The organism is bacterium (assembly GCA_019637795.1).
Classification (GTDB): domain Bacteria; phylum Desulfobacterota; class Binatia; order HRBIN30; family CADEER01; genus JAHBUY01.
In genome coordinates, this window is sequence record JAHBUY010000001.1 from 731033 (window position 1) to 756647 (window position 25615).

At 72.3% G+C, this 25615-nt stretch carries 21 protein-coding genes; 11 read left to right on the forward strand and 10 right to left on the reverse strand.

Annotated elements, in window-relative coordinates; genetic code table 11:
• The first annotated feature begins 6 nt into the window (after positions 1-6).
• Positions 7-1890 (forward strand): hypothetical protein, encoded by a 1884-nt coding sequence (locus KF840_03135; GenBank protein MBX3023883.1) that lies wholly within the window; start codon positions 7-9, stop codon positions 1888-1890.
• A gap of 161 nt (positions 1891-2051) precedes the next feature.
• On the opposite strand, the gene KF840_03140 is transcribed toward KF840_03135, so the two are convergent.
• The 3 genes from KF840_03140 to KF840_03150 are packed head-to-tail and all read right to left on the reverse strand — an operon-like array spanning position 2052 to position 4587.
• Positions 2052-2993, reverse strand: a complete 942-nt coding sequence (locus KF840_03140) for a GDP-mannose 4,6-dehydratase (GenBank protein MBX3023884.1) — start codon at positions 2991-2993, stop codon at positions 2052-2054.
• 20 nt (positions 2994-3013) lie between these two features.
• Positions 3014-3385 carry a cupin domain-containing protein gene (locus tag KF840_03145; protein MBX3023885.1) on the reverse strand — a complete coding sequence of 124 codons (372 nt, stop codon included), beginning with the start codon at positions 3383-3385 and terminating at the stop codon, positions 3014-3016.
• Positions 3385-4587 (reverse strand): decaprenyl-phosphate phosphoribosyltransferase, encoded by a 1203-nt coding sequence (locus KF840_03150; protein MBX3023886.1) that lies wholly within the window; start codon positions 4585-4587, stop codon positions 3385-3387. Before KF840_03150 ends, KF840_03145 begins: the two co-directional genes overlap by 1 nt.
• Between KF840_03150 and KF840_03155 the strand changes: the two genes are divergently transcribed.
• Both KF840_03155 and glgX read left to right on the forward strand, forming a co-directional pair.
• On the forward strand, positions 4481-5749 hold the full coding sequence (locus KF840_03155; GenBank protein MBX3023887.1) for an MFS transporter: 1269 nt from the start codon (positions 4481-4483) through the stop codon (positions 5747-5749). The genes KF840_03150 and KF840_03155 overlap by 107 nt on opposite strands.
• Positions 5712-7901, forward strand: coding sequence for a glycogen debranching protein GlgX (glgX, locus tag KF840_03160; GenBank protein ID MBX3023888.1), 2190 nt, complete (start codon positions 5712-5714; stop codon positions 7899-7901). Before KF840_03155 ends, glgX begins: the two co-directional genes overlap by 38 nt.
• 49 nt (positions 7902-7950) lie before the next feature.
• On the opposite strand, the gene KF840_03165 is transcribed toward glgX, so the two are convergent.
• A complete protein-coding gene (locus KF840_03165) occupies positions 7951-12378 on the reverse strand; it encodes a hypothetical protein (protein MBX3023889.1) in 4428 nt (1475 codons plus the stop codon).
• A 168-nt stretch (positions 12379-12546) separates the two neighbouring features.
• Between KF840_03165 and KF840_03170 the strand changes: the two genes are divergently transcribed.
• A complete protein-coding gene (locus tag KF840_03170) occupies positions 12547-12960 on the forward strand; it encodes a hypothetical protein (protein ID MBX3023890.1) in 414 nt (137 codons plus the stop codon).
• Between the two features lie 21 nt (positions 12961-12981).
• Here the strand turns inward: KF840_03170 and KF840_03175 are convergent, their stop codons facing one another.
• From KF840_03175 to KF840_03190, 4 genes are read right to left on the reverse strand one after another with little or no spacing between them, the layout of a single operon-like run.
• Positions 12982-13494, reverse strand: coding sequence for a DUF1232 domain-containing protein (locus tag KF840_03175; GenBank protein MBX3023891.1), 513 nt, complete (start codon positions 13492-13494; stop codon positions 12982-12984).
• Between the two features lie 9 nt (positions 13495-13503).
• A complete protein-coding gene (locus KF840_03180) occupies positions 13504-14322 on the reverse strand; it encodes a putative DNA-binding domain-containing protein (GenBank protein ID MBX3023892.1) in 819 nt (272 codons plus the stop codon).
• Positions 14279-15139, reverse strand: a complete 861-nt coding sequence (locus KF840_03185; protein MBX3023893.1) for a DUF692 domain-containing protein — start codon at positions 15137-15139, stop codon at positions 14279-14281. Before KF840_03185 ends, KF840_03180 begins: the two co-directional genes overlap by 44 nt.
• A 32-nt stretch (positions 15140-15171) precedes the next feature.
• Positions 15172-15450 carry a hypothetical protein gene (locus KF840_03190; protein ID MBX3023894.1) on the reverse strand — a complete coding sequence of 93 codons (279 nt, stop codon included), beginning with the start codon at positions 15448-15450 and terminating at the stop codon, positions 15172-15174.
• Positions 15451-15907: 457 nt separating this feature from the next.
• Between KF840_03190 and KF840_03195 the strand changes: the two genes are divergently transcribed.
• The 5 genes from KF840_03195 (at position 15908) to KF840_03215 (ending at position 21263) form a co-directional block, all read left to right on the forward strand.
• Positions 15908-17812 (forward strand): glycogen debranching enzyme family protein, encoded by a 1905-nt coding sequence (locus KF840_03195; protein ID MBX3023895.1) that lies wholly within the window; start codon positions 15908-15910, stop codon positions 17810-17812.
• 79 nt (positions 17813-17891) lie between these two features.
• A complete protein-coding gene (locus tag KF840_03200; GenBank protein MBX3023896.1) occupies positions 17892-19436 on the forward strand; it encodes a mercuric reductase in 1545 nt (514 codons plus the stop codon).
• 96 nt (positions 19437-19532) lie between these two features.
• Positions 19533-19775, forward strand: a complete 243-nt coding sequence (locus KF840_03205; GenBank protein ID MBX3023897.1) for a zf-HC2 domain-containing protein — start codon at positions 19533-19535, stop codon at positions 19773-19775.
• Positions 19776-19804: 29 nt separating this feature from the next.
• Positions 19805-20575: a methyltransferase domain-containing protein gene (locus KF840_03210; protein ID MBX3023898.1), complete on the forward strand. Its 771-nt coding sequence runs from the start codon at positions 19805-19807 to the stop codon at positions 20573-20575.
• Positions 20576-20795: 220 nt separating this feature from the next.
• Positions 20796-21263 carry a VOC family protein gene (locus tag KF840_03215; GenBank protein ID MBX3023899.1) on the forward strand — a complete coding sequence of 156 codons (468 nt, stop codon included), beginning with the start codon at positions 20796-20798 and terminating at the stop codon, positions 21261-21263.
• 9 nt (positions 21264-21272) lie between these two features.
• Here the strand turns inward: KF840_03215 and KF840_03220 are convergent, their stop codons facing one another.
• Together KF840_03220 and KF840_03225 are read right to left on the reverse strand one after the other, a co-directional pair.
• Positions 21273-21743 carry a hypothetical protein gene (locus KF840_03220; GenBank protein MBX3023900.1) on the reverse strand — a complete coding sequence of 157 codons (471 nt, stop codon included), beginning with the start codon at positions 21741-21743 and terminating at the stop codon, positions 21273-21275.
• Between the two features lie 34 nt (positions 21744-21777).
• Positions 21778-22977, reverse strand: a complete 1200-nt coding sequence (locus KF840_03225; GenBank protein MBX3023901.1) for an MFS transporter — start codon at positions 22975-22977, stop codon at positions 21778-21780.
• 120 nt (positions 22978-23097) lie between these two features.
• On the opposite strand from KF840_03225, the gene KF840_03230 reads away from it, so the two are divergent.
• Together KF840_03230 and KF840_03235 are read left to right on the forward strand one after the other, a co-directional pair.
• Positions 23098-24306: an acyl-CoA dehydrogenase family protein gene (locus KF840_03230; protein ID MBX3023902.1), complete on the forward strand. Its 1209-nt coding sequence runs from the start codon at positions 23098-23100 to the stop codon at positions 24304-24306.
• Between the two features lie 31 nt (positions 24307-24337).
• Positions 24338-25489, forward strand: coding sequence for an acyl-CoA dehydrogenase (locus KF840_03235; GenBank protein MBX3023903.1), 1152 nt, complete (start codon positions 24338-24340; stop codon positions 25487-25489).
• Positions 25490-25615: the final 126 nt, after the last annotated feature.

Genomic DNA, 25615 nt, shown 5'->3' on the forward strand with positions numbered 1-25615 from the left:
GGGGAAATGGTGAGACGGCAAGCCTGGCTGGCATGGCTGGCGGGCGGCGTGGCACTCCTGCTCTCCAGCGGCGCGCGCGGCATCTACCTCGACGAGGCGCAGAACATCACGCTGCGCGGCCGCATCTACAGCCAGTTCTCGGTGCGCAGCGAGGACTCCCAGGTCTTCACCTTCCCGGAGACGTTCACCGGCCAACTGGTGCAGAACCGCAACTTCTTCAATCCCGAGGTCGACGCCAAGCTGACCTCGTACTTCAACTGGATGAACGGCTCGTGGGCGGACTTCATGACGCCCGACGATTTCCGCTTCCGGATCGCCGCCTGGGCCTTCTACGACGGCATCTACGACTACGGCTCGGCGCAGTTCGACCGCCAGCAGGCGCAAATGAACAGCACGTTCAACAACGCCGTGCCGCCGATGACGCCGCGCACCAACGGCTGGTACGCCCGCGGCGCCAGCATCAAGCTGCCGAAGACCGCGACCAGCGCGACCAGCTTCGGCCAGGTCTTCGACGGCTACAGCGAAATGGTGCCGCGCGACATCTACGCCCACCAGGCGCGCGTCAACGAGCTCTACCTCAGCTATTCGAAGGGACCCTTCTTCCTCCGCTTCGGCCGCCAGAGCATCTCCTGGGGCGAGTCGGACACCATCGCCCTGCTCGACCAGAGCAACCCGTTCGACATCACCATCGCGGCGCCGGGCCTGTTCGAGGACATCGACGAAGCGCGCATTCCGCTCTACACGCTGCGCACCAGCTACAACCTGTTCGACGTGCTCGGTCCCCTGTCGAGCGGCTTCGTCGAAGGCTACTGGGTGCCCGGCTTCATCGACAACACCACCGCCCAGGTGCCGTTGATCGCCGGCGTCAGCCCCTACTCGCCGCGCGGCATCGATCCGCAGAAGCAGGCGGGGTTGCCGGGCGGCGTCTTCCCGCCGACGTTCCAGTTCCTGTACTTCGACCACACCCTGCCGCAGGACATCTCCAGCAGCCGCTGGGGCATCCGGCTGCAGAGCGTCGTCGATCGCTTCCTGACCCTGCAGACCTGGGTCTACCGCACCTACCCGCAGGGTCCGACGCCGGTGAAGCTCGGCTTCCAGGAGAGCCCGAACACGCCGGTACGGATCAACGGCACCAACTTCTTCCCGGTCATCCTCGAGCACAAGCCGGTGATGGTCTACGGCCTGGCGGGCACGTTCTTCTCCGAGTGGCTGGACGGCATCATCCGCCTCAACGCCCAGTTCTTCGAGCACGAGGCCGGCTTCATCCCGCAGAAGAACCTCAACATCTGTCCCCAGGACCAGCAGCACCCGGGGCAGTGCGCGCCCTATCCGAAGCGCCCCAACCTGCGCCCCAACGCGATCACCAGCCCGGGCAACATCCCCTACGCCGACGTGCTGCGCTACGAGATCGGCTTCGACCGCTTCTTCTTCGCCCGCTTCCTCAACCCGACCAACAGCTTCGTGCTCAGCAGCTCGATCGTCGGCTCGTGGAACGCGTCGGCGGACAACGGCGACCCCGCGAAGCACTTCCGCATGCAGGGCCAGCTCAAGCCGGGCCCGGTCTGCTTCCAGGGCAACGGGCAGGGACAGTGCAACGTCTTCCGCCAGCGCGGCAACTTCCAGAACGACTACGTCAACGCCTACGAGGCCGACGCGCAGGGGCAGATCACCATGCAGACGGACTACCTGCACGGCCGCCTGTCGCCGCGCCTCACGTACATCCAGTTCGTCCGCGGCACCGCCGCCCTGCACCCGACGCTAACCTATCGCTGGAACGACTGGCTCCTGTTCCAGGCCGACTACGTCTACATCTCGGGCGCCTACCAGTCGGTCGGCTTCTTCCGCGACCGCGACCAGGCGTCGTTCCGCGTCACGTACCAGTTGAATTGACCCGGAGGGCCGCGCGCTGCGGTGGATGGCAACGGGCGCTGAAGTCCCTCGCCTCGTCCCATCCTGCGACGGCCGCGCGGGAGCGCGGCCCTCCAGCGAAGACGGCGTCGCATCCCTTCGCGGTTGCACGGCCCCCCGCAGGAGCGCGGTCGTCCAGGGTGTCAGATGCGATTCGCGGCGACGATGTCGGCGATCGTCCGCTGCCAGGCGATCCGCGGCTGCCACCCGGTCGCGGCGCGCAGCGCGGCGGGGCTGCCGACCAGGCGCGCCACTGGCGAGCGACGCTGGCGGTCGGCGGCGGCCACGATCTCGACCGACACCCCGACGGCGGCGATGAGGTCGTCGAGCAGCGAGCGGATCGAGCGGCCGACGCCGGAGCAGACGTTGTACACCGCCCCGCGCCGGCCGCGCTCGGCGATCGCGACGTAGGCGTCGACGACGTCGCGCACGTCGCTGAAGTCGCGCACCGGGTCGAGGTCGCCGACCTCGATCCGCGGCGGCGCCGCGCCGCGCGCCACCGCCAGCAACTGCCGGGCGAAGTCGGCGCTGACGAAGCGCGCATCCTGCCCCGGACCGATGTGGTTGAACGGCCGCACCCGCACGACGTCGAGCCCCATGCCGTCCGCCCACTGCCCGGCCACCACCTCGGCCGCCGCCTTGCTCGCGCCATAGGCGCTGAGCGGCCGCAACGGCACCGATTCGACGATCGGCTGCGCGTCGTCCGCCACCGCGCCGTAGCTGTCCGACGACCCCACCACCAGCACGCGGCAGCGCGGCGCGTGCCGGTGGATCGCGGCGAGCAGGTGCACTACCCCCAGCGCGTTGACGGTGAACACGCCGGCGGGGTCGGCGGCGGCGTCCGGCACGAAGGTGCGCGCCGCGAGATGGAACACCACCTCGGGCGTCACCGCCGCGACGATCGCGGCGACGGCGCCGCCGTCGCTGACATCGAGCGGGCGCAGCGACGCCGCCGCGAGCCCGGCGAGCGCCGGCACGCGGTCGGCGCGGCGCACGGTGCCGTGCACGTCGGCGCCACCGGCCCGCAACCGCGTCGCGAGATGGCGGCCGGCGAAGCCGTCGATCCCGGTGACGAGCGCCCGCATCGCCAGGCTGCCACCCCGCGTCAGCCGCCGGCGCGGCCGTAGCGGTCGGCGAGGCGGACGACGTCGTCGAGCTCCGGGGTCGAAACCTCGAGCACCTGGCAATCGGTGCGCGCCGCCAGACGGTGCACGCGGCCCGGCCAGACGTGCACCCGCTCGCCCGGCTCCAGGCGATGCGTGGTCAGCGCGCCCTCGCTCTCGCCCAGCGTCAGCTCGAGCGTGCCTGCCAGCACGTACAGCGTCTCGTCCTTCTGCCGGTGGTACTGGAGGCTGAGCGACTCGCCGGCGCGGATGTGCAGGATCTTGCCGACGTAGCGGTCGGTGTGGGCCCAGATCAGCTCGTGCCCCCACGGCTTGTCGATCCGCTCGCCGTGGCGGCGCTCGTCGCGACCCATCACGGCCAGTACAGCACCAGCGCCGCGGTGAGGATCCACAGCACGACGCCGAGCAGGAGCGGTTGGTCGGAGAGCAGGAGCTGCGTCGGATTGCCGCCCTCCTCCTTCTGGTGGACGAGGTAGAGGTAGCGGAAGATCCCGAACAGGACGAACGGGATGGTCAGGTACAGCTTGTCGGTGCCGAGCTTCTCCTGCACCTCCGGCGACGCCGTGTAGCTGGCGTACGCCACCACGACGGAGGCGGTCACTACCGACATCATCTGATCGAGGAAGTACGGGCTGTACTCGCGCAGCGCCGCGCGGTGCTCCTCGGCGCGGCCCTCGAGCAGCACCAGCTCGTGGCGCCGCTTGGCGAAGCCGAGGAAGAGCGCCAGCAGGAAGGTGCAGATGATGAGCCACGGCGACACCGGGACGCCGATGACGACGCCGCCCGCCGCGGCCCGGATCACGAAGCCGGTGGCGATCGACATCACGTCGAGGATCACCATCTCCTTGAAGGCGAAGGTGTAGACCACCTGCAACAGCAGGTAGCCGACCGTCAGGACGAGGAAGCCGCTGCCCAGCATCCCCGCGCCGACCAGGCCGGCGGCCATCAGCGCCAGCGACAGCCCGATCGCCACGCCGCGCGACACCCGGCCGGACGGCAATGGCCGGCGCGACTTGAGCGGATGCTGACGGTCGCGCTCGCAGTCGCGCAGGTCGTTCATCACGTAGGCGCCGCTGGCGACGGCGCAGAAGCACACGAACGCCGTCACCACCCGCGCCGAATCGGCCCAGACGAACAGGTGCTTGGAGAAGATCAGGGCCGCGAAGAGCACGGTGTTCTTCGCCCACTGCGTCGGCCGCAGCAACTGCCAGACGTCGCGCACCAGCACCCCGGCCCCGGCGACGGCCCCGCTGCGGGCCTCGAGTTTGCGCGCCTCTTCCAGGTCAGCCCCCGTCCGAGGGTGCAGTACCACGCCGTATGCGCTGAAACCACAGCGACGCCGCGCCCTCGGTGGTTCTCCGTGGCCTCCGTGGTGTAATGCCGGAGCGATGTCCGAATTCCGCTCGGCGCTGCGCAACCCGTGGTGGATCCCGCCGATCCTCGGCGGCGTGCCGGACGTCGAGCCGCGCCTGATCTCGCTGCTCGGACTGGTCGCCCTGGCGCTGTTCTTCGAGCAGTACGACAACTCGATGCTGACGGCGGCGCTGAAGCACATCGCCGCCGACCTCGAGATGCCCGAGAAGGACCTCGGCAGCTTCCTGGCGATGGTGAAGCTCGGCGCGGTGCCGGCGTTCCTCATCGTCCCGTTCGCCGACCGCATCGGTCGCCGCCGCGTCTTCCTCGCCGGCGTGCTGCTGTTCAGCCTCGGCACCCTGGCGACGGCGTTCACCCAGACGGCGCTGCAGTTCGTGCTCGCCCAGACGGTGACCCGCACCTTCATGCTCACCGCCTCGGCGGTCGCCTTCGTGATCGTCACCGAGGAATTCCCGGCCCTGCACCGCGGCTGGGCGATCGGCATGCTCGGCGCGCTGGCCGCCTGCGGCAACGGCCTCGGCGCGGCGCTGTTCGCCGCCGTCGACGTGCTGCCCTACGGCTGGCGCGCCCTGTACGTCATCGGCCTCGTGCCGCTGTTCCTGGCGCCGCTGCTGCGGCGGCGGGTGCCGGAGACGCACCGCTTCCGCCACCATCGCGCCGCCGCGCTGGCGCAGGGCGACGACGCCGGCGTGCTGGCCGGCTGGTACCGGCCGCTGCTCGACCTCGCCCGGCGCTATCCGGGCCGCGCCCTCGCCATCGCCCTGGTCGGCGGCCTGATGGCGGTCGGCGAATCGGCGGTGTTCCAGTTCACCGCCTACTTCGTGCTGACCGTGCACGGCTGGTCGCCGGGCGAATTCGCGCTGATGTTCATCATCGGCGGTGCCGTCGGGATCATCGGCAACATCGTCGCCGGCCGCATCGGCGACCGCGTCGGTCGCCGCGCCGTCGGCTTCACCTTCCTGGCGCTCTTCCCGCTCTTCGCCTGGACCTTCTACCACGGGCCGGGATGGATGCTGCCCATCGCCTGGTCGCTGTTCGTCTTCTGCAACACCGCCGGCGGCGTCGTCGTCCGCGCCTTCTCCACCGAGCTCTTCCCGACCTCGTACCGCGGCACCTCGGCGGCCTGGCTGTCGCTGGTGCAGACCCTCGGCTGGGCCCTCGGCCTGGCGCTGGTCTCGCTGGTCGGCGGCGAGATCGCCGCCGCCACCAGTTGGATCTCGACCGTCGTGCTGGTCGCGGCCGTCGCCCTGCTGGGGCTGCCGGAGACCTACCAGCAGGAGCTCGAAGCCATCAGCCGTGATCCCGATGATCCCGCCGTCGCCCCCACCCCCTCCCTCCCCTAGGGATCAGCCGGCGCGCCTGGTGCGCGACGCCCTCGGCCGCGAGCTGCGCGTCCTGCCGGGACATCCGCTGCCCTTCGGCGTCACCGAAACGCGACACGGCCTGAACTTCGCCGTCTTCAGCAAGCACGCGACGGCGGTGACGCTGGTGCTCTTCGGGCGCCGCCGCGACGCCCCCGTGCTCGAGCTGCCGCTCGACCCCGACAGCAACCACACCGGCCACGTCTGGCACGTCGAGCTCGCCGGCCTCGATCCGGGGACCCGCTACGGCTGGCGCGCGGCGCGGCCGGGCAACGACTCGCCGCTGCACCGCTACGAGCCGGACGCGGTGCTGATCGATCCCTACGCCACCGCGCTCACCGGCGGCAGCCGTTGGGGCGCCGTCGAGCCGCGCGACGGCGAGGTCGCCCCCAACCGCTGGCCGCGACGCCGCTCCCTCTACGTCAGCACCGCCTTCGACTGGGATGGCACCCGTCCGCCGCGCATCCCGCTCGAGGACAAGGTCATCTACGAGCTGCACGTCCGCGGCTTCACCCGCCACGCCTCCGCCGGCGTCGCCCACCCGGGCACGTTCTACGGCCTGATCGAGAAGATCCCCTACCTGCGCGACCTCGGCATCACTACCGTCGAGCTGCTGCCGGTGTACGAGTTCGACGAGCTCGAGCCGCGCATCGTCGATCCCACCAGCGGCCGCCGGCTGCTCAACTACTGGGGCTACAGCCCGCTCTGCTTCTTCGCCCCCAAGGCGTCGTACGCCTCCTTCGGCTTCGACGGCGCGCAGGTGACCGAGTTCCGCACCATGGTGCGCGAGTTCCACCGCGCCGGCCTCGAGGTCATGCTCGACGTGGTCTTCAACCACACCGCCGAGGGGCCGCTGCCGCCGGGCGCGCCGCCGCTGTCGCTGCGCGGACTGGACAACGCGACCTACTACCTCGTCGATCCGATCACCGGCGCCTACATCGACTTCTCCGGCTGCGGCAACACGCTCAACTGCAACCACCCGGTGGTGCGCAATCTGATCATCGACGCGCTGCGCTACTGGGTGGCCGAGATGCACGTCGACGGCTTCCGCTTCGACCTCGCCTCGATCCTCGGCCGCGGCCAGGACGGCGAGGTGCTGTCGAATCCGCCGGTGCTCGAACGCATCGCCAACGATCCGGTGATCGCCGACGCGGCGCTGATCGCCGAGGCCTGGGACGCCGCCGGCCTGTACCAGGTCGGCACCTTCCCGTCGTTCCGCCGCTGGGCCGAGTGGAACGGGCCGTTCCGCGACGATGTCCGCCACTTCGTCCGCGGCGATCCCGGCTACGCGGCGGCGCTCGCCTCGCGCCTTGCCGGCAGCGCCGACCTGTTCGCCCGCTCCGGGCGCACGCCGTCGCACTCGATCAACTTCGTCACCTGCCACGACGGCTTCACCCTCGCCGACCTGGTGTCGTTCAACGAGAAGCACAACCAGGCCAACGGCGAGGACAACCGCGACGGCCACAACGACAACGTCAGTTGGAACTGCGGCGTCGAGGGACCGACCGACGACCCCGCCATCCTGGCGCTGCGCGGCCGCCAGATGCGCAACCTCCTGACCCTCCTGTTCTGCGCCCAGGGCACGCCGATGCTGCTCGCCGGCGACGAATTCGGCCGCACGCAGCGCGGCAACAACAACGCGTACTGCCAGGACAACGAGATCTCCTGGCTCGACTGGGGGATGATGGAGCAGAACCGCGATCTCCTCCGCTTCACCCGGCTGCTGATCGCCTTCCACACCGCCCACCCGGTCCTCGGGCACCGCGACTATCTCAACGGCCAGCCGCGCGGCCCGCTCGGCCGCCCCGACGTCACCTGGCACGGCGTCGAGCTCGGCAGGCCCGACTTCAGCCACGAGTCGCGCTCGCTCGCCATGCACCTCGCCGGCGAGCTGGCGCCGCGGCCGGACTGCGACATCTACCTCGCCGCCAACGCGTGGACGGAAGACCTCGGCTTCGCCCTGCCCGCCACCCCACCCGGCCAGCGCTGGCTGCGGGTGATCGACACCGCCGAGCCCGCGCCGCGCGACATCCTGCCCCAGGGGAAGGAAGCGCCGGTGCGCAAGGCGCGCTATACGGTGCGCTCCCGTTCGGTCGTCGTCCTGCGCAGCTCGGCGGTCGCGATCGTGCCGTAGGCGCGGGACCAGCGCGCGGGCGACGCGAAGCGCCGCCCGCGCGCTGCATTCAACGACGCCGGCGGAGCAGCAGCAGCACGCCGACTGCGACGCCCCACCAGCCGGCGCCACCGGACGGCGTCGGGGCGACGACGGCGCAGCCGCCGTCGCTCGGCGCCCGCCGCGTCGCGGTGGCGGTGGGCGGCGCCGTCGCGGTGGCGGCGCGCGTGCTCGTGGCGGCGGCCGTCGCCGTCGAGAGCGCCGTCGCGGTGGCGATGACGGTCGGCGTCGACGGCAGCGCGGTCGAGGTCGCGGGCACCGCCGTCGGCGTGGCCGAGACGGTCGCCGAGGGCTCGGCAACGGTCGCCGTGATCGTCGGCGAGAGGGTCAGCGTCGGCGTCGGCGTGCTCGTCGCCTCCGTCGGCGGGGCCTGGGTGAACGTCAGCGTCGGCGTCGCGGTATCGGCGGGGCTGGCGGTGTGGGTCGGGCTCGGCGTCGGCGTCGCGGTCGGTTCGTCCGTCGGCACCGCCACCGGTCCGACGCCGGCGAGGGTCGAGCGATTGCCGGCGGCGTCGCGCGCCACGACGCCGACGTACACGGTGCGCCCCGCGAGCGCGTCGCCGCGCGCCACGATCTCGCCCGGGCGGCGCGAGCCGGGATCGCTGTCGGTGACCTGCAGCGGCTCGGCCGCGGCGAAGCCGGCCTCGTCGACGATCGGCTGCGCGGCGACGCGGACGTCGAACGCGGCCGTGCCGCAGTACAGGCCGTCGCCGGGGACGCGGGCCAGCGTCAGACGGATGTGGCGGGCGTCGACGGCGGCGGCGGCGATCTCCTGCGGCCGCAGCGAGGCCGGCGGGCGAGCATCGGTCTCGGCGTTGCCGCTGCCCCACTCGTCGTGGTGCCAGCGCCGCCACGGGATGGCGCCGCACTCGTCGCCGCTGGTGCGCCAGACGAACAGGCCGCCCTCGCGCGTCGTCGCGACCACCTCGAGGCGGCCGTCGCCGTCGAGGTCGCCGACCGCCGGCGCCTGCACCATCCAGCCGTTGGTGAACTTCGGCCAGCCCGCGGCCTCGACGCCGGCGGCATCGACGGCGTGCACGTCGTAGACGCCGGAGCCGGCGATCGCCTCCGGTCGGCCATCGCCGGTGATGTCGGCGACCGTCGGACCGGCGAGGAACTGCAGGTCCGTGACCTGATGCGGGAACGCCGGCAGGAACTGGCGATCGCTCGGCGCGCCGCCGGCGTCGGTGATCGCCCACGCCGAGAGGTGGTTCTCGGCCGGAAACTGGCGCGCCGGGAGCTGGTTGTCGATCAGCTTCCCGAACCCGGCGGTCGGCGCCAGCAACTGGTAGCCCCCGTCGGCGCCGGCGAAACGCGCCAGGGTGACGGCGCCGAGGCCGCCGAAGCTCGGCTTGTCGGTCGCGTTGCTGGCGCCGCCGAGGCGCTCGCTCTCGAGCGTGCGGTCCTGGCCCCCCGGATGGCGGCCGAAGAACGACACGCCGTCGTGCTTGAAGAGGTACACGGGACCGATCGCCGACATGGTGCCGATCTCGAGCGTGCCGTCGCCGTCGACGTCGGCCAGCGCGGGCGGTCCGTTGCTGCCGGTGCCGACGGTGGGCAGGAGCTCGGTGGTGAGCAGCGCCGTCTTCACCGGCCAGCCGGCCATGAAGGCGTCGGGATTCCAGCCGCGGGCGATGCCGTTGGCGCCGTGCATGGCGCCGTCGGCGTGCAGCGCGTAGACGCGGGTGTTGCCGCTCTCGATCACGCCGACCGCCTGGAAGAGCTGGATGAGCGGATTCTCGAACACCGCGTTGGGCGCCTCGACGTACTCCTCGTTGACCGCGGCGACGACGTCGAGCGCGCCGTCGCCGTCGATGTCGCCGAGCGAGGGGGGCACGATGATCTTGGTGCCGAGGGCCGCGCCGCTGCCCGGAATCAGGGTCACCTCGTTGGTCTCGGGATCGACCGCGGCGACCTTCGCCGGATCCTTCAGCAGCACCGGCCACCCGGGCACCGGCGTGCCGTCGGCGTGCCAGGCGTAGAGGTGGCGATCGTAGGCGCCGGCGACGATCTCCAGCGAGCCGTCGGCGGACCCGTCCAGGTTGCCGAGGGCGGCGCCGCCGAGCAGGGCGCGCCCGAGTCGGTTGTCGCGGTCGTGGCGATTGGTGCGATCGGGCACCAGATCCTCGGCGCCGGCGCCAAGGCGCTCGGAGCGGTAGGCGAACGAGTACTCGGGCAGCGTGCGCACCGGGAATCCCGGTCGCCGCGAGCCGTCGCGCTGCCACACGTAGAGCCGGCCCTGGAGGTCGCTGGCCACGACCTCGAGCGTGCCGTCGCGGTCGAGGTCGCCGACGCTGACGCCGCCGAGGATCGAGCTGTGCACCGGCACGTCGATGTCGTCGGTGGCGTAGCCGGACGACTCGGCATGGATCTCGAGCGGATCGGTGTGCACCGGCCAGCCGGGCAGCTCGCTGCCGTCGGCGCGCCAGGCGTGCACGGCGCCGTTGGCGTCGCCGAGGATGATCTCCTCGTTGCCGTCGCCGTCGAGGTCGGCGGTCGCCGGCGCCGAGCCGCCGTCGGCGACGAAGTGCGGGAAGCCGGGCAGCAGGTCGGGATCGTGGTGCAGCGCCAGGGCGCGCCGATCCTCGCCGGCGTTGCCGCGGTCGTCGACGACGCGGACGCGGATGGTGACCGTGAAGCGATCGGGATCGGGGCTGCCGTCGTCGTTGAACGCCGCGCCGCGGCTGCCGTGCGGCAGGCGGGCCGCCAGGGCCGCGACGTCGATCGTCCCCAGCGCCCCGTCGAGCGCCTCGGTGAGGTCGTCGCCGGTCGCCTGGACGACGAAGTCCGCCTCCGCCGGCTGCACGCCCGGCGCCGCTTCGAGCACGTAGCGGAAGGACGCGGCGCGATTGGCGGCGACGCGGCCGCGCACGGTGAGGGTCGGCGTGCGCTCGGGATCGACGAGCGCGAACCAGTCCGGCGCCGACAGCGACGCCTCGGGCGGGATCTGGCCGGAAGCGACGCGCAGCACGGCGGTGTCGGCATTCAGGCGGCCGTAACCGAAGTACTGGTCGAAGCCGGCGATCGAGTGGAAGCGCTCGTTGCCGCCGACCCCGGGCACCGGCAGCGTCGTCGAGTAGTTCTGCGGCAGCGGCGGCGCGACGTCGGTGCGGGCATCGAAGTTGATGTCGTCGGCGGTCAGGGTGAGGATCTGCTTGACCTCCTCCGCCGAGAGCGGGAACGGGGCCAGCGTCCCGTCGTCGCGCGGGTACGGCGTCAGCGCGCCGCGGTCGATGGCGTTGAGCGCCGCCGACACCACCAGGCCGGCGACGCCGGAGCTGCGGCCGGTCGCCTCCGAGGAGCAGCTCGAGGACGGCACCGCGAGCGCGATGTGGGCGCCGTAGTTGGTGCAGCCGTTGAGGTACAGGTACGACTCCGGGCTCTGCTTGATGCCGCTGACGTTGGCGAACTTGGTGACCGAGTTCACCTGCACCGTGTGGTTGTACGTGGCCGGGTAGTTGTGGTGGTTCGACTCCTCGTCCGCCGCCGAGGCGATCACCACCGTGCCGCGGGCGTAGGCGTAGTCGATCGCCTGCTGGCCGAAGCGGCTGCGGTTGAGCGTGCCGAGCGCCTCCTGGACGACGCGCGCGCCGCTGTCGACCGCGAACACGACGCCCTGCGCGAAGTGGTTCACCTCGGTGACGAAGCTGTCGCCGACCCGCACCTCGAGCAGCAGGCAGTTCGGGCAGCTTCCGGGGAAGCCGCTGCCGTTGTTCGCCTCGCTGCCGGAATCGTGCGACTCGCCGGTGCCGTGGCCGTAGCGGACCTCGTCCAGCGGGTCGTTGTCGTCCTCGAAGAAGTCCCAGCCGCTGATGTCGTCGACGTAGCCGTTGCCGTCGTCGTCGACGCCGTCGGAGAAGATGAAGATCAGATCCTCCGGATCGATGACGCCGTTGCCGTTCTGGTCGCTGACCCGGCTGTCGGCGGCGTGCACGCCGTCGGCGCGGTAGTCGGCGAGGTTGAAGACGCCGTCGCCGTTGCGATCGTAGGGATCGCGGGCGTTGGTGCTGCCCTCGGGCACCGGCAGCTCGCCGCGGTTGAGGTAGAACTTGTCGACCAGGTCGGCCTGCGGCTCGGCCCAGCGGATGCCGGAGTCGAGCACGGCGATCACCACGTCGGGACGACCGGTGGTGGTCTGCCAGGCGCGATCGATGCTGGCGCCGGTCACGCCGAACAGCTCCTGGGCGCTGGTGTCGATCTGCGGGTTGCCGGTCGGCTGGCTGCTGTACTTCCACACGTCGCCGCCGCGGTAGTCGTCGGGCAGCACGCCGGGCGGCAGGAAGAGAAAGCTGGCCCAGTCGGTCGCCTCGATGCATCCCTGATCCCCGGGCGAGGCGCAGGGCGCCGGATTGGCCGGATACGGCATTTCGGCCAATGCCACCGGCGCGCTCAGCGCCCCCACCACCCACAGCAGCGCCGCGGCATACGTTCGCATCATGTTCCCCCCCGGAATGCAGCCTGTCTGCGAGCTGTATTCCCGCTCTCGCCGATGTGTCAAAGCGGCGAGACGCGCCGGGGATCGGGCGACAGGCCGTTCGCTCCGCGCTGTCGGCGTTCCTCCCCATGGTTGTCCCGGGCCGACCACGCCTGCTAAGTGTCTCTCCTCATGGCTGCTCCCGCCCCGGTCGTCGGCAAGGACATCGAAAGCTGGTGTACCAAGTGCAAGTTGATGCTCGCCCACACCGTCGAGGCGGTGGTCGGCGGGCGCGTCACCCGCGTCCACTGCAACACCTGCGGCGGCCAGCACGCCCATCGGGCGAAGCCGCCCGGGAGCACTGGGACGACGCGCCCCAGAGCCAAGCGCGATACCGAACCGAAGCCGCCCAACTATGCGAATTTGCTGAAGGGGCGCGATCCATCGAAGGCGAAGAGCTACGCCACGACGCAGCGCTTCGCGGTCGGCGATCTGATCAACCACTCGGCCTTCGGCCTCGGCATGGTGACGTCCCTGCGGGACGTCAACAAGATCGAGGTGGTCTTCAGCGACGGGCCGAAGGTGCTCCTGCACCGCCGCGGCTGAGCCGGGCGGCGCCTCGGTCGGTCAGCGCCGGCTCTTGCGCTCCGGCGGGCGCCGCTTCGCGGCGGTGGCCTTGGCGCCGCGCCGCGGCGAGCCCTTCGCCGCCGGCTTGGGCGGCGGGTAGAGGTCGTCGATCGGCAGGCTCTTCCAGGCGCAGTAGCGCTCGATGCCGGGGCGGCTCATCGTGAACGCCAGCTCGAAGACGATCGCGTCGTCGGTGATGCCGATGCCGGGGATCCAATCGGGGATGACGTCGACCGGGTCGCTGAAATACAGCAGCGCCACCGAGAGGGTGGCGATGGTGTAGTAGGGGATCTGCGGGCAGCGTCCCTTGCTGTGCTCCGCGACCAGCGTCAGCGCGAAGTCGATCTGCCGCCGCATGCGCGGGTGATCGGCGCCGACGTCCTTGGCGCGTCGCCGGATCGCCGCCGCCTGCGAGAGCAACGTCTTCACGTCGCCCGGCGCCAACTGCATGCTCTTCTCGTTCAGGTAGCTGGTGAAATCGGCGGAATTGAGCAGCGGTGTCGACTTCGGCATGCGGCCGTTTCAATCCCAGGATGCCCCGGGCCAGTCAAGTCCGCAGGCGACGACGATCCCCGCCGCCAGCCATTCGCCCAGTCCGGCGATGACGGCGGCCGGATCGTCCGTTCGCTCGGCGGCGACGACCAGCGTCTCCCCGGCGAGCAGCGCCTGCAGCGCGGCGGCGCGGCCGGCGTCGATCGGCGCGCAGGCGACGCCGAACCCGACGCGGTGCACCAGCACCCGTTCGCCCACGGTGAGGTCGACGTCGATGCCACCCGGGGCGGCGTCGCGCGCTTCCCACAGGGCGCGGATCGGCCAGCGCGAGGCGCGCACGGCCACCGACGGCTGGAAGCGGATGCGACCGCCGAGGACGGCCTCGGGGGTCAGCGCGGCCAGCGCCGACGGCGTCAGCGGCGGCTCCTCGGGCGCGTGAAAGGCGCGCGCCACCGCCCATTCGAGCGCCGCGAGGTCGGGCAGGAACGGCAGCTCGGCGGCGAGCCGATCGTCGCGCAACATGGCGCTCAGCTCGGCGCCGGCGTCGTTCAGATTGTACGACGGCAGCCGCGCCGCGCCGAGGTAGCGATGGACGAGCGCGTGGAAGCGCGCCGGCCCGATCAGCCGCGCGATGGCGGGGAACTGCTCGCGCAGCGCGTCCTGCAGACGCGCCGGGTAGCCGTCGACGTACACCGCCACCCGTTCGCGCGGCGCGACGCCGGGCGGCACCGCGAGCCAGCGCCCGAGCGCCGCGCCGGGCACGGCCTCGCCGCCGCGGATCTGCGCCGCCATGGCGCGCTGCAGCTCACGCAGCGAGGGGGCGTGGCGATGGATGCCGTGCAGGCTCATGCGGTGTCTCGCGCCGGGCGCGTTCCGCCTCGGCGTGCAGCCGCGCGAAGGGCGGCAGGTTGGCATCCCACTCGATCAGCGTCGCGGGCGCGCCCAGGCGATCGCAGGCGAAGCGGTAGAGGGCCCACACGTCCTCGTGCACCGGCGCGTCGTGGGTGTCGAACAGGAAGCGGCCGCGATGACTGAAGCCGGCGAGGTGGACGTAGGCGACGCGCGCGGCGGGGATGGCGGCCACGTAGGCGGACGCATCGAAGCCGAGGTTGCGGGCGCTGACGTGGACGTTGTTGACGTCGAGCAGGATGCCACAGTCGGCCTCCGCGGCGAGCGCCGCGAGGAACTCCCACTCCGGCATCGTCGAGTGGCGGAAGCCGAGGTAGGTGGACGGGTTCTCGAGCGCGATGCGGCGGCCGAGCGCCTCCTGCACCCGGCCGACCCGCGCCGCCACGTGGTGCAGCACCTCTTCGGTGTAGGGGAGCGGCAGGAGGTCGTGCAGGGGGCGGCCGTCGACGCCGGTCCAGCACAGGTGATCGCTGACGACCGCCGGGGCGATGCGGTCGACGAGCCCGCGCAGGCGGCGCAGGTAGGCGCGGTCGAGCGGGTCGCTGCCGCCGAGCGACAGGGCGACGCCGTGCAGCGCGACCGGGTAGTCGCGGCGCACCGCCTCGAGCGCGTGCAGCGGCCGGCCACCGGTGTCGAGGTAGTTCTCGGTCAGGGCCTCGAACCAGTCGACCGGCGGCCGCTCCGTCAGCACGTGGTCGTAGTGCTCCGCGCGCAGGCCGACGCCGTAGCCGAGTCGGGGCCAGTCGAGCGACGACATGCGCGCGGTCCTTTCCTCCTCCTCGCCTGCGCTCACTTCGGCGGTGCGTTCTCGGTGAGGCGGCCGCCTTCCATCTTCAGGCAGGCGTCCTTGCTGTCGGTCTCGACGAAGCCCTGCCCCTTGCAGGCGTTCTTGCCGGCGCAGCCGTGGCCGGCGCCGGCGCAGCCGCCCTGGCCCTTGCACGCGTTGGCGCCGTAACACTTCACCTTGTCGGCCGCCTGGGCGCCGGTGACGGTGGTGGCGGCGAACGCGCCGACCGTCAGCAGGCCGGTAACCGCCGCCAGCAGCAGGGTGTTGGTCTTCTGAGCCATGTCTCTTCTCTCCTCTCGGTTTGTGTCCGGCACCACGCCGGATTCGCGAGGTGAGATGCGTCGGGCCGGCGGCGGTTTCAGGGCCACAGACGAACACGGACCCCGGCGCTCCCGCCCTTCCGGGAACACAGATGAACACGGACCCCGCCGCTCCACCCCGCCGGGGAACACGAATGAACACAGACCCCGCCGCTCCACCCCGCCGGGAACACAGATGGACACAGTCCCCGCCGCTCCACCCCGCCGGGGAACACGAATGAACACAGACCCCACCGCTCCACCCCGCCGGGAACACGAAACCCTCCTTGGCGGGGAGAGGGGCGGCTTCGCGTTCATCGGAGGGTGGCGGTGTGGGGTCCGTGTTCATCTGTGTTCCCCGGAAGGGCGGCGAGGTGGGCCGTGTTCATCAATCTCATCATGCTGGACACGCGCGGCGCGGCCGTGCATCCCAGCGGCGATGGCGTCGTTCACCGATCACAGCCGCGAATGGTTGGAGGCCGATGGGCTCGGCGGGTTCGCCTCCGGAACCGTGGCGGGGGTGCGGACGCGGCGCTACCACGCGCTGCTGCTGGCGGCGACGACCCCGCCCACCGGGCGCATGGTGCTGCTGAGCGGATTCGACGCCTGGCTGCGCACCGCCGCCGGCGACCAGGCGCTCACCACCCAGCGCTACGCGCCGGGCACGCTCTACCCCGACGGCCAGTGGCGGATCGACGCGTTCACGCTCGATCCGTGGCCGCGCTGGCGCTATCGACTCGCCGACGGCACCCGCGTCGAGCAGGAGCTGTTCGCGCCACACGGTCGCGCCGCGGTCGTGGTGCGCTGGCGCCTGCTGGAACCGACGGCCACCGCCGTCCTGCGCCTGCGACCGTTTCTCTGCGGCCGCGATTACCACGCCCTGCACCACGAGAATCCGGCGTTCCGTTTCGCGGCCGAGGGCGATGGGCAGCAGCGCGTGTTGCGGCCGTACGACGGCGTGCCGGCGGTGCGCTGGTTGGCCAACGCCGACTACGCCGCCGATCCGACCTGGTACCGCAACTTCCTCTATGGCGCCGAGCAGGAGCGCGGTCTCGACGCGGTCGAGGATCTCGCCTCGCCCGGCATCCTGTCCTGGGACCTGGCGCGCGGCGACGCGGCCTGGATCGTCACCACGGACGAGACGCTGCTCGCCGGCGGCGACGCGCCGCCACTCGCCGAGAGCCTGGCCGCGGCGGAGCGCGCGCGCCGCCGCTTTCCGTCGCGCCTGCACCGCGCCGCCGATGCCTACCTGGTGCGCCGCGGCGACGGCCTGAGCGTCGTCGCCGGCTACCCGTGGTTCACCGATTGGGGCCGCGACACCTTCATCGCCCTGCGTGGCCTCTGTCTCGCCGGCGGCCGGCTCGATGACGCCCGCCGCATTCTGCTCGCCTGGGCGGGCGCCGTCTCGCAGGGCATGCTCCCCAACCGCTTCCCCGACCGCGGCGAGGCGCCGGAGTACAACGCCGTCGACGCCTCGCTCTGGTTCGCGGTCGCCGTGCACGAGTACCTGGCCAGCGGCCACGCCAGCGCCGCGGATGGCGCCGCGCTGCGCGCCGCCGTGGAGCAGATCCTCGACGGCTATGCCGCCGGCACCCGCTTCGGCATCCGCGCCGATGCCGATGGGTTGCTCGCCGCCGGCGAGCCCGGCGTTCAGCTCACCTGGATGGACGCGCGCGTCGGCGACCGGGTGGTGACGCCGCGCATCGGCAAGCCGGTCGAGGTCCAGGCGCTGTGGCTGAACGCCCTGTGGGCCGCGGCGCAGTGGGCGCCGCGCTTCGCGCCGCCGCTGGCGCGCGGCCGCGCCGCGTTCGCCGAGCGCTTCTGGAACGCGGCCCGCGGCTGTCTGTTCGACGTCGTCGACGTCGACCACCGCCCCGGCACCGCCGACCCGACGCTGCGCCCGAACCAGATCCTCGCCGTCGGCGGCCTGCCGCTGGCCCTGCTCGAGGGGGCGCGCGCCCGCCAGGTCGTCGACGTCGTCGAGGCCGAGCTCGCCACGCCGCTCGGTTTGCGCTCGCTGGCGCCGGGCGAGCCCGACTATGCCGGCCGCTACGAGGGCGACGGCGGCAGCCGCGACAGCCGCTACCATCAGGGCACCGTCTGGCCGTGGTTGATCGGCCCGTTCATCGACGCCTGGCTGCGGGTGCGCGGCAACGGCCCGGCGGCGCGACGGGAGGCGCGCGACCGCTTTCTCGCGCCCCTGATCGCCCACCTCGACGAGGCCGGGCTCGGCCACGTCTCCGAGATCGCCGACGGCGATCCCCCGCATACCCCGCGCGGCTGCCCCTTCCAGGCCTGGTCGGTCGGCGAGCTGCTGCGCGCCGAGCTGGCGCTGGCGCCGTGACCCGGGGGGGCGCCCCCCGGACGGCTCGCCGGAAACCCCGTGCCGCCCGCGACATCTGAAGCACTGGCAGAGGCCAGCGATGAGTGACAAGGGTGCGATCATGAACCGGGCGCGGCTGCTGCCGGACGACGAGCTCAACCAGGCGCTGGTCGCCAACGTCCACCCGCCGGACTGGCGCAATCCGACGCCGCACGGCCGCTACAACCTGGTCGTCATCGGCGCCGGCACCGCCGGTCTGATCACCGCCGCCGGCGCCGCCGGGCTGGGGGCGCGCGTCGCCCTGGTGGAGCGCGACCTGATGGGGGGCGACTGCCTCAACGTCGGCTGCGTTCCCTCGAAATGCGTCATCCGCGCCTCGCGCGCGGCGTTCGACGCCCGCGACGGCGGGCGCTTCGGCATCCGCGGCGGCGAAGCGGCCACGGCCGACTTCGCCGCCGTCATGCGCCGCATGCGCGGCCTGCGCGCCCGCATCAGCGCCAACGACTCGGCCCGCCGCTATCGCGACGAGAAGGCGGTGGACGTCTTCCTCGGCGAGGCGCGCTTCGCCGGCCCCGACACGGTCGCGGTCGGCGGCCAGACGCTGCGCTTCAGGAAGGCGGTGATCGCCACCGGCGCCCGCGCCGTCGCGCCGCCGATCCCCGGCCTCGCCGAGGTCGGCTTCCTGACCAACGAGACCGTCTTCTCGCTCACCGAGCGGCCGCGCCGCCTGGCGGTGATCGGCGGCGGCCCGATCGGCTGCGAGCTGGCGCAGGCGTTCCAGCGACTCGGCAGCCAGGTCACCCTGCTCCACGACCAGGCCCACCTCCTCGACCGCGAGGACGCCGACGCCGCCGCGATCCTGCAGGCGCAGTTCGCGCGCGAGGGCATCGAGCTGGCGCTGGCGGCGCGCATCACCGGCGCGCGCCGCGACGGGCTCGACCTCGCGCTCGAGTACGTCGGCGACGACGACCGCGCCCGCGAGGCGCGGGTCGACCAGATCCTGGTCGGCGCCGGGCGGGCGCCCAACATCGACGGCCTCGACCTGGAATGCGTCGGCGTCGCCGCCGACCGGCAGCGCGGCGTGCAGGTCGACGACCACCTGCGCACCACCAACCCGCGCATCTTCGCCTGCGGCGACGTGTGCATGGACTGGAAGTTCACCCACGCCGCCGACTTCGCCGCCCGCCTCGTCATCCAGAACGCGCTCTTCTTCGGCCGCAAGCGGCTGAGCGCCCTGCACATGCCGTGGGCGACCTACACCGACCCCGAGATCGCGCACGTCGGCCTGCACGAGCGCACCGCGCAGCGGCGCGGCATCGCCGTCGACACCTACCTGCGCCCGTTCGCCGAGGTCGACCGCGCCATCGCCGACGGCGAGGAGGACGGGTTCGTCAAGGTGCTGACCCGCAAGGGCACGGGCGAGATCCTCGGCGCCACCATCGTCGCCCGCCACGCCGGCGAGATGATCTCCGAGCTGACCCTCGCCATGGTCGCCAAGGTGGGCCTCGGCACGCTGGCGAACGTCATTCACCCCTACCCCACGCAGGCCGAGGCGATCCGCCAGGTGGGGGACATGTTCAACCGCACCCGCCTGACGCCGACCGTGAAGCGGGTCTTCAACGGCCTCATGGCCCTGCAGCGGTGAGCGCCGCCGCCGATGCGCGTGCTCCCCTTTCGCCGGCCGGCGCGATCCCGCCAGAGGCGTGGTCGCCCCTGCCGCCTGCGAGCGGTGACGAATCCAATGAGTGAGCTGACCTGCCGTGACGTGGCCGACTTCCTGATGGCGTACCTGGACCGCGAGCTCGATCCGCCCCAGCGCGCCGCCTTCGAGGCGCACCTCACCGTGTGCGACGAGTGCGTCCGCTACCTGCGCGCCTACGAACGGACCGTCCGCCTGGCCAGGACCGCCGGCCGCGACCCGGACGAGCCCGAGAACGTGCCCGAACGCCTCGTGCAATCGATCCTCAAGGCCAGGAAGCGCTGACCGGGCGACCGCGCGACGACCCCGGAGCGATGGCGTCCACCTGGAATCCCGACCAGTACAATCGCTTCCGCGAGCAGCGGCGGCAGCCGTTTCTCGATCTCATCGCGCTGCTCGAACCGGTGCCGAGCCCGCGCCTCGTCGACCTCGGCTGCGGTACCGGCGAGTTGACGCGCCTCCTGCACGACCGCCTGCCCGGCGCCGAAACGCTCGGCGTCGACAGCTCCGAAACCATGCTCATCGACAGCGCGGGGTTCGCCGCGCCGGGGCTGCGCTTCGCGCGCCGCGACGTCGCCACCTTCGCCGCCGACGCCGCCTACGACATCATCGTCTCGAACGCGGCGCTGCACTGGCTGGCCGATCACGCCGCGCTCTTCGCCCGCCTGGCGCGCGCCCTCACCGATCGCGGACAGCTCGCGGTGCAGATGCCGTTCAACTACGACTATCCCTCGCACGTCGTCGCCGACGCGGTCGCCGCCGAGCCGCCGTTCCGCGAGGCGCTGGCCGGCTTCGCCGTCGGCCATCCGGTGCACGCCCCGGAGTGGTACGCCGCCCTGCTCCAGCGACTCGGCTTCGCCCGCCAGCACGTGCGCCTGCAGGTGTACGCGCACCTCCTGGAGACCCGCGAGGACGTCATCGAGTGGGTGCGCGGCTCGCTCCTCACCGCCTACCAGCAGCGCCTGCCCCCCGACCTGTGGCCGCGCTTCCTGGCCCGCTACCGCGAGCGCCTCCTCCCCGAGCTCGCGGACGGGCGCCCCTTCTTCTACCCCTTCAAGCGACTGCTCCTCTGGGGACAGCGATGACCGCCGATTCCACGGATGGACGCCGACGGCCCACCCGGACTGGCCATCGGTGTTGATCTGTGGCCATCTGTGGCCATCGGTGTCTGGAGGAGAGCAGCGACTGCTCCTCTGGGGACAGCGATGAACGCCGATTCCACGGATGGACGCCGACGGCCCACCTGGACTGGCCATCGGTGTTGATCTGTGGCCATCTGTGGCCATCGGTGTCTGGAGGAGAGCGATGTCGCGACCATTCGCGGTACTGGGGGTGCAGCAGATCGCCGTCGGCGGGCCGGACAAGCAGGCGCTGCGGCGGCTGTGGATCGACACCCTCGGCCTGACGCAGACCGGCACGTTCCGCAGCGAGTCGGAGAACGTCGACGAGGACATCGCCATCGCCGGCAGCGGGCCGCTGAAGGTCGAGGTCGATCTCATGCAGCCGCTCGATCCCGAGAAGCGGCCCAAGGTGCACGAGCCGCCGCTCAACCACATCGGGCTGTGGATCGACGACCTGCACGCCGCGGTCGCATGGCTGACGGCGCAGGGCGTGCGCTTCGCCCCCGGCGGGGTGCGCAAGGGCGCGGCCGGCTACGACGTCTGCTTCATCCACCCCAAGGGCAACGAGCAGTTCCCCATCGGTGGCGAGGGCGTGCTCATCGAGCTCGTCCAGGCGCCGCCGGAGGTGATCGCCGCGCACCGCGGCGGCTGAGCCGCCGGGCTATTTCTTCTTCGCGGTCGGCGCCGGGCTCGCGGCCGCCGCAGCGGCAGCCGGCGTCTTCGCGGCGTGGCGGGCGCGCGCGTCCAGCATCGTCTTGCATTCCGGCGAGAGCTGGTCGGAGTGGCTCTTCAGGCACTCGAAGACTCGCCCCTGTCCGGGCGGCACGTCCTTGCACAGCTTCTCGACGTCGGCCTGACAGCCCCTCGGGCCGGCGCCCTTCGCCGGCCGCGGCGCGCCGGGGGTCGCGTTGGCGACGACCGCCTTGCACGCGGCGCTCAGCTCGCCCTGGTGCTGGCGCAGACAGTCCATGACGCGGCCGCCTCCCGGACTCACCCCGGGGCACAGTTTCTGCGCATCGTGTACGCAGGGAATATCCTTCTTCTGCGCGTGGGCACTCGCCGCGCAGATCAAAATCGTCACCAGCAGTGCACCGCCGAGTCGCATGGCTCCCCCTTTGTCCGGTCGTCGCATGACACCGCCTGAATAGGCCAAGCCCCGGAGCGGCTCAAGTCGCCCACGGCCGCCAGACGCACAGCGCCACGCCGACGGCGCCCAGCATGGCGCCGGGGACCCAGAAGGTGGCGGCGAGGCCGACGTGCACCGCCAGCCAGCCGCCGAGCAGCGGGCCGATGACGTTGCCGATCATCATCGCCGTCGATCCCAGCCCCGCCATGCGGCCGCGGGCGCCCTCGGGCGCGCGCGCGTTCATCCACTCGAAGGTGAGCGGCACGAACCCCGCCACGCCGGCGCCGGCGCAGGCGCGCAGCGCCAGCACGGCCGGCAGACCGCTCGCCAGCCCCATCGCCAGGTTGGCGGCGCCGCTGAGCAGCAGCGACACCGTCAGCGCCGGCAGCGGTCCGATGCGGCGGCCCCAGCGCGACCACACCGTCGCCATCAGCATCGCCGGCAGGCCGGCGGCGAAGACGACGACGCCGGTGGTGGTCGCCACCGCGGCGCGTTCGATCCCGAGCTGCGCGACGTAGAGGGCGAGCGTCGGCCACGAGCACATCACCGACGCCTGGAAGAGGGTCAGCAGCACCAGCATGGCGAGCAGCGGCCGCGCCGCCAGCAGGGCCCGCCAATTCGGCGCGTCGGCCGCCGCGGCGGCGGCCGCGGCATCGTGGCGCGGTTCGGCGATCAACACGGCGCAGGCGAGTCCGGCGGCGGCGGCCAGCGCGCCGACGGCGAAGAAGAGGCCGCGGATGCCGATCAGGTCGGCGAGCACGCCGCCGATCAGCGGCCCGCACAGCGCGCCGCCGGCGCGCGCCGACTGCAACAGCGCCAGCGAGCGGCCGACGCGCCGCTCGGGCGTCATCGCCGACACCAGCGCCACCGCGGCGGGAAAGACGCCGCTCACCGCGCCCTGCACCGCGCGCCACGCCAGCAGCGCCAGCGGCGTGCCCGACACGCCCATGCCGGCGGTGGACAGGGCCAACCCGAACACCGAACGGACGACCATCGGCTTGTAGCCGAGGCGGTCGCCGAGCGCGCCCCACACCGGGGTCGCGAACACCGCCACCGCGAAGGGCGCCGCGCCGAGGGCGCCGGTCCAGTACTTGAGCGTCGCCCGATCGGTGATGCCGATGTGCTGCAGGTACAACGGCAGCAGCGGCAGCACCGCCGTCATGCCCGCCAGGGTGAGGAACTGCGCCGCGCACGTCGCCCAGAGGTTGAGCCGCTCCTGGCGCGCCGCGACGTCGGTCATCCGGTTGTTGTTTCCGGCGCCGCCCGGCAACGCAAGCCGCCCGGCCGCGCGCGCCCCGCGCTCTTCCCAAAGCCGCCGCCGCTGATATGACTGGCGATCGTTCCAACCGAGGAGATCGACATGGATGGCCGTCGCGACACGCCCGAACAGGCCGAGTTCCGCGAGTACTGCCGGCGCTGGCTGCGGGAGAACCGCCCGCCCGCGCCCGCGTTCCGCCTCCCGGAGCACGCCATCGAGGTGATGACCGAGGAGCAGCGGACCTACCTCTGCGCCTGGCAGAAGAAGTGTTACGACGCCGGCCTGGTCGGCGCCGACTACCCCAAGGCATACGGCGGCGGCGGCCATCAGGGCTTCCAGCGCATCGCCAGTTGGGAGATGTCGGCGCTCGGCGTGCCCTACATGATCAACGTCATCGGCCTCGGCATGGCGGCGCCGACGATCCTCCACCACGGCACCGAGGAGCAGAAGCGCCGCTACCTGCCGCCGCTGCTCTCCGGCGAGGAGATCTGGTGCCAGGGCTTCTCCGAGCCCGGCGCCGGCAGCGACCTCGCCGGCGTGCAGACCTCGGCGGTGCGCGACGGCGACAACTGGATCATCAACGGCCACAAGGTGTGGACCAGCCTGGCCCATTTCGCGAGCTGGATGATCCTGCTGGCGCGCCACAGCTCGGCCGACAAGTACAACGGCCTCACCTATTTCATCACCCCGATCGCCGGCGCCCCCGGCGTCACCGTGCGGCCGCTGATCAAGATCACCGGCCAGACCGGCTTCAATGAGGTGCTGTTCGAGGACGCGGTGATCCCCGACCGCCTGCGCGTCGACGAGGTCGGCAAGGGCTGGCAGGTGGCGATGACCACCCTGCTGCACGAGCGCGGCGCGGCGGAGAACGCCGGCAGCGGCGGCGGCCAGTCGGTGGAGGATCGCCTGGCGGCCCTGATCGCGCTCGCCAAGCGCATGCCGCGCAACGGCGGCACCGCCTGGGACGACCCGGTGATCCGCGACCGCCTGATGCAGATCGTCGTCCGCGTCGAAGGCTTCCGCCAGGTCTTCCGCCGCGCCCGCGTCGGCGCCCTCACCGACCACCCGATGCGCATCCCGCTGTCGTCGAAGCTGCTGATCAGCGAGCTCAACCAGGACATGGCGGCGCTGGCCCTCGACATCGAGGGCGCCTTCGCCTCGCTCTACCTCGGCGACGAGCGCGCCCCCGACGGCGCCGAATGGCCGCTCGCCTACCTGAATTCCTACGGCATCACGATTGCCGCCGGCACCAGCGAGATCCAGCGCAACATCCTCGGCGAGCGCGTGCTCGGGCTGGCGAAGACGAAGTGAGCGCGCCCACTCGCGCCGACGAGAGGATCCCATGACCCAACCCCGCAACTTCGGCTTCGGCGAGGACGAGACGATCCTCCGCGATTCCGCCCGCAAGTTCCTCGCCGACCACGCCGGCGTCGAGGCGCTGCGGCGTCTGGTGGCGCGCGATCACACGGTCGCCTACGAGAGCGCCGTGCCGCCGGCGCCGTGGGACGAGACGCTGTGGCAGCAGATGGTCGAGCTCGGCTGGTCGGCCCTGGCGGCGCCGGAGCGGGCCGGCGGCCTGGGCATGAAGATGGTCGCCGTGGCGGCGCTGGCCGAGGAGGCGGGGCGCGCGGCGCTGGTGTCGCCGTTGGTCACCGCCCTGTTCGCCACCTGCGCGCTGCGCGAGTGCGACACGCCGGCGGCGACGGCGGCGCTGCGGCGCATCGCCGGCGGCGAGGCGATGGCGCTGGCGATGACCAACGACCGCGGCTCCTGGGCGGTCGAGGACAGCGACGTCGCGGCCGCGCCGTCCGCGGACGGCGCGGAGCTGACCGGCACGGCGTGTTTCGTCCAGGACGCGCGCAAAGCGCGCGCCTTCGTCGTCGCGGCGCGCGGCCCCGCCGGCCTCGGTCTCTACGTCGTCGACGCCGACGCGCCCGGCGTCACCGTGCTCCCCGACCGGGTCATCGACCTCACCCGCGACCAGGCGCGCGTTCGCCTCGCCGGCGTGCGGGTCGGCGCCGACCGCATCGCCGCCGCCGGCGATGCCGGGGCCGCCGCGCTGCGCCGGGCCACGCCGGCGCTGCTCACCATCGTCGCCGCCGACATGTGCGGCGCCGGCGAGTGGCAACTCCAGACGACCACCGCCTACGCCCAGGTGCGCAAGCAGTTCGACCGACCCCTCGGCTTCTTCCAGGCGGTGAAACATCCGCTCGTGAACATGATGCTCGCCGTCGACCAGGCGCGCTCGCTCGTCTACAACGCCGCCTGCGCCATCGACAGCGAGCCCGACCAGGCCGAGCGCTTCGCCCGCATGGCCAAGGCGAGCGCCGGCGACATGGCCGCCCTCTGCTCGGGCCGCTCGGTGCAGCTCCACGGCGGCATCGGCTTCACCTGGGAGTGCGACGTCCACCTCTGGTTCAAGCGCCAGCAGCACAACCAACTGCTGTTCGGCGACGCCGCCTACCAGCGCGCACGCCTGGCCGCGTTGGAATAACCCCGGCCGGCAGCTCCGGCCGCGCTCCCGCGCGGCCGTGCCCTACGCCCCGGCGGCAGCGGACGCCTGTCTCGGCGACGTTCGCGGCCGCGCCGGCTGCCGGCGCGATCCGGCGGCCGGCGTCAA

Excerpts from the sequence above, each read along its gene's own strand:
- KF840_03180 (MBX3023892.1), bottom strand. The coding sequence starts at position 14,322 with ATGAGCCTGCACGGCATCCATCGCCACGCCCCCTCGCTGCGTGAGCTG.
- KF840_03220 (MBX3023900.1), bottom strand. The coding sequence starts at position 21,743 with ATGCGACGACCGGACAAAGGGGGAGCCATGCGACTCGGCGGTGCACTG.
- KF840_03235 (MBX3023903.1), top strand. The coding sequence starts at position 24,338 with ATGACCCAACCCCGCAACTTCGGCTTCGGCGAGGACGAGACGATCCTC.
- KF840_03190 (MBX3023894.1), bottom strand. The coding sequence starts at position 15,450 with ATGGCTCAGAAGACCAACACCCTGCTGCTGGCGGCGGTTACCGGCCTG.
- KF840_03165 (MBX3023889.1), bottom strand. The coding sequence starts at position 12,378 with ATGATGCGAACGTATGCCGCGGCGCTGCTGTGGGTGGTGGGGGCGCTG.
- KF840_03215 (MBX3023899.1), top strand. The coding sequence starts at position 20,796 with ATGTCGCGACCATTCGCGGTACTGGGGGTGCAGCAGATCGCCGTCGGC.
- KF840_03205 (MBX3023897.1), top strand. The coding sequence starts at position 19,533 with ATGAGTGAGCTGACCTGCCGTGACGTGGCCGACTTCCTGATGGCGTAC.
- KF840_03170 (MBX3023890.1), top strand. The coding sequence starts at position 12,547 with ATGGCTGCTCCCGCCCCGGTCGTCGGCAAGGACATCGAAAGCTGGTGT.
- KF840_03225 (MBX3023901.1), bottom strand. The coding sequence starts at position 22,977 with ATGACCGACGTCGCGGCGCGCCAGGAGCGGCTCAACCTCTGGGCGACG.
- KF840_03185 (MBX3023893.1), bottom strand. The coding sequence starts at position 15,139 with ATGTCGTCGCTCGACTGGCCCCGACTCGGCTACGGCGTCGGCCTGCGC.
- KF840_03135 (MBX3023883.1), top strand. The coding sequence starts at position 7 with ATGGTGAGACGGCAAGCCTGGCTGGCATGGCTGGCGGGCGGCGTGGCA.
- KF840_03145 (MBX3023885.1), bottom strand. The coding sequence starts at position 3,385 with ATGGGTCGCGACGAGCGCCGCCACGGCGAGCGGATCGACAAGCCGTGG.
- KF840_03210 (MBX3023898.1), top strand. The coding sequence starts at position 19,805 with ATGGCGTCCACCTGGAATCCCGACCAGTACAATCGCTTCCGCGAGCAG.
- KF840_03175 (MBX3023891.1), bottom strand. The coding sequence starts at position 13,494 with ATGCCGAAGTCGACACCGCTGCTCAATTCCGCCGATTTCACCAGCTAC.
- KF840_03200 (MBX3023896.1), top strand. The coding sequence starts at position 17,892 with ATGAGTGACAAGGGTGCGATCATGAACCGGGCGCGGCTGCTGCCGGAC.
- KF840_03230 (MBX3023902.1), top strand. The coding sequence starts at position 23,098 with ATGGATGGCCGTCGCGACACGCCCGAACAGGCCGAGTTCCGCGAGTAC.
- KF840_03195 (MBX3023895.1), top strand. The coding sequence starts at position 15,908 with ATGGCGTCGTTCACCGATCACAGCCGCGAATGGTTGGAGGCCGATGGG.
- glgX (MBX3023888.1), top strand. The coding sequence starts at position 5,712 with ATGATCCCGCCGTCGCCCCCACCCCCTCCCTCCCCTAGGGATCAGCCG.
- KF840_03140 (MBX3023884.1), bottom strand. The coding sequence starts at position 2,993 with ATGCGGGCGCTCGTCACCGGGATCGACGGCTTCGCCGGCCGCCATCTC.
- KF840_03150 (MBX3023886.1), bottom strand. The coding sequence starts at position 4,587 with ATGTGCTTCAGCGCCGCCGTCAGCATCGAGTTGTCGTACTGCTCGAAG.